Annotated in this window: 2 protein-coding genes; one reads left to right on the top strand and one right to left on the bottom strand. The window is 73.2% G+C overall.

Annotated features, from left to right (window positions below):
- Positions 1 to 28: 28 nt before the first annotated feature.
- Positions 29 to 898: an Fpg/Nei family DNA glycosylase gene (locus ACIQOV_RS38520; RefSeq protein WP_401055442.1), complete on the top strand. Its 870-nt coding sequence runs from the start codon at positions 29 to 31 to the stop codon at positions 896 to 898.
- A 51-nt stretch (positions 899 to 949) separates the two neighbouring features.
- On the opposite strand, the gene ACIQOV_RS38515 is transcribed toward ACIQOV_RS38520, so the two are convergent.
- On the bottom strand, positions 950 to 1,810 hold the full coding sequence (locus ACIQOV_RS38515; protein WP_387686810.1) for an SAM-dependent methyltransferase: 861 nt from the start codon (positions 1,808 to 1,810) through the stop codon (positions 950 to 952).
- Positions 1,811 to 2,172: the final 362 nt, after the last annotated feature.

Below are 2,172 nucleotides of genomic sequence, written 5' to 3'. Positions count from 1 at the left end.
GGGTGGTGGGGTGGGGGAGACTGGGCGCATGCCGGAGCTGCCCGAGGTCGAGGCGTTGAGTGTCTTTTTGTCCGAGCGGTTGATCGGGCGGGTGATCGCTCGGGTGCAGCCGGTGGCGATCAGTGCGCTGAAGACGTACGACCCGCCGGTGACGGCGTTGGAGGGGCGGACGGTCGGGGCGGTGGGCAGGCGCGGGAAGTTCCTGGACGTCGAGGCCGAGGGGCTGCACCTGGTGGTTCACCTGGCCCGGGCCGGTTGGCTGCGGTGGAAGGAGGGCCTGCCCGTCGAGCCGCCGCGGCCGGGGCCGCGCAACCCGTTGGCGTTGCGGGTGCGGCTGGCGGGTGAGGCCGGGGACGGGTTCGACCTCACCGAGGCGGGGTCGAAGAAGGGGCTGGCGGTGTACGTGGTGCGGGATCCGGCGGAGGTGCCGGGGGTGGCCCGGCTCGGGCCGGACCCGCTGGACCCGGCGTTCACCCTGGCGGACTTCGCGGTGCTGCTGCACGGCGAGCGGCGGCGGCTCAAGGGTGTGCTGCGGGACCAGGGTGTGCTGGCGGGGATGGGCAACGCCTACTCGGACGAGGTGCTGCACGCGGCCCGGATGTCGCCGTACAAGCTCGCCGGGAGCCTGACGGAGGACGAGGTGGCCCGGCTGTACGAGGCGCTGGGCGGCACGCTGCGCGAGGCGGTGGAGCGTTCGCGCGGGCTGGCGGCGGGGGAGCTGAAGGCGGAGAAGAAGCTCGGGCTGCGGGTGCACGGCCGGACCGGTCAGCCCTGCCCGGTCTGCGGGGACACGATTCGTGAGGTGTCCTTCGCGGACTCCTCGTTCCAGTACTGCCCGACCTGCCAGACCGGGGGCAAGCCGCTGGCGGACCGGCGGCTGTCGCGGCTGCTGAAGTGACGGCCGCGGTGGGTGGGACGGTTCGCGGCCGTCCCACCCGGCGTTCGTCGGTCAGCGCTTGATGGCGACGCCGCCCCAGTAGTACGCGGCCTTCGGGTCGGCCGGGGGCTCGCCGTCCGGGCGCCAGGCCAGCACCGGGGCGACGCCCGGCTCGACCAGATCCCAGCCGTCGAAGAAGCGGACCACGTCGTCGTAGCCGCGCGGCACCAGGGTCATCCCGCCGGCCCGGGCGGCTTCGGCGACCTTGCCGACGGCCTCCGGGTCGAAGTCCGGGGTCGGGGTGGTCAGGGCGATGCAGCTGCCGGCCGGAAGGGCGTCGCGCAGCGCGGCCACCCGGCCCCACGGGTCGTCCTCGTCGGCGATCAGCATCAGGACGGCGATCATCAGCAGGCCGACCGGCTGGGTGAGGTCGAGGGTGGCGGTGAGCGCCGGGTCGGCGAACAGCTCCTCGGGCTTGCGCAGGTCGGCGTGGATGTAGGTGGTGCGGCTGGCCGGGCTGGAGACCATCAGCGCGCGGGCGTGGGCGAGCACGATCGGGTCGTTGTCGACGTAGACCACCCGGGTCCCGGGGCTGACCGCCTCGGCGATCTCGTGGGTGTTCGGCGAGGTCGGGATGCCGGTGCCGAGGTCGAGGAACTGGCGGATGCCGTGCTCCCGGGCCAGGTAGCGCACGGCCCGGCCCTGGAACGCCCGGTTGGCCTTGGCCATCGCCTTGACGCTGGGAACGGCCTGCTCGATGGCCTGCCCCATGGCGCGGTCCGGCGGGAAGTTGGTCTTCCCGCCCAGCCAGTAGTCGTACACGCGCGCAGAGTGCGGGGCGGTGGTGTCGACGCCGAAACGTTCCCACTGGCTGAGCTCGGGGGAGTCGTCGTCCTGCGGGCCCGGGCGGGGGGAGTCCTGACTTGTCGTCATGGCCACGTCCTCTGATGGCAGATCATCACACTGGGGAAGGCACAGCGTAGCGGTCCGGACAGGAGGTGGAGCGTCCGGTCGGGGAAGATCCGTGGAAGATCTTCGGGGGCGGGGTGGACGGCCGATGGCCCTGGGCCGTCGGAGTGGTGATCGGGGCCGTCGGAGTTGCCCCCGGGAGGGGCGGCGACGGCCGGGGCATGCATCCACAATGCTGTCAGATCGTCAGATTACTTCGCGCAGATTGCTACTGGTTGCGGCGGGAATGTCCCTCCTGGGCACGGCTGCCGGATGTCGGAGCTACGTGGGCGGCGGGGAGGGCGGAGCCGCGGGGGGGGGGGGGGGGGGCGCCCGCCCCCCCCCCC

The organism is Kitasatospora sp. NPDC091257 (genome assembly GCF_044757675.1).
Lineage (GTDB): Bacteria > Actinomycetota > Actinomycetes > Streptomycetales > Streptomycetaceae > Kitasatospora > Kitasatospora lactacystinica.
This window is presented reverse-complemented; position numbering and strand designations above follow the sequence as displayed.

Bases quoted from the DNA above. Each gene is read 5' to 3' on its own strand.
- ACIQOV_RS38520 (WP_401055442.1), top strand. From the start codon at position 29: ATGCCGGAGCTGCCCGAGGTCGAGGCGTTGAGTGTCTTTTTGTCCGAG.
- ACIQOV_RS38515 (WP_387686810.1), bottom strand. From the start codon at position 1,810: ATGACGACAAGTCAGGACTCCCCCCGCCCGGGCCCGCAGGACGACGAC.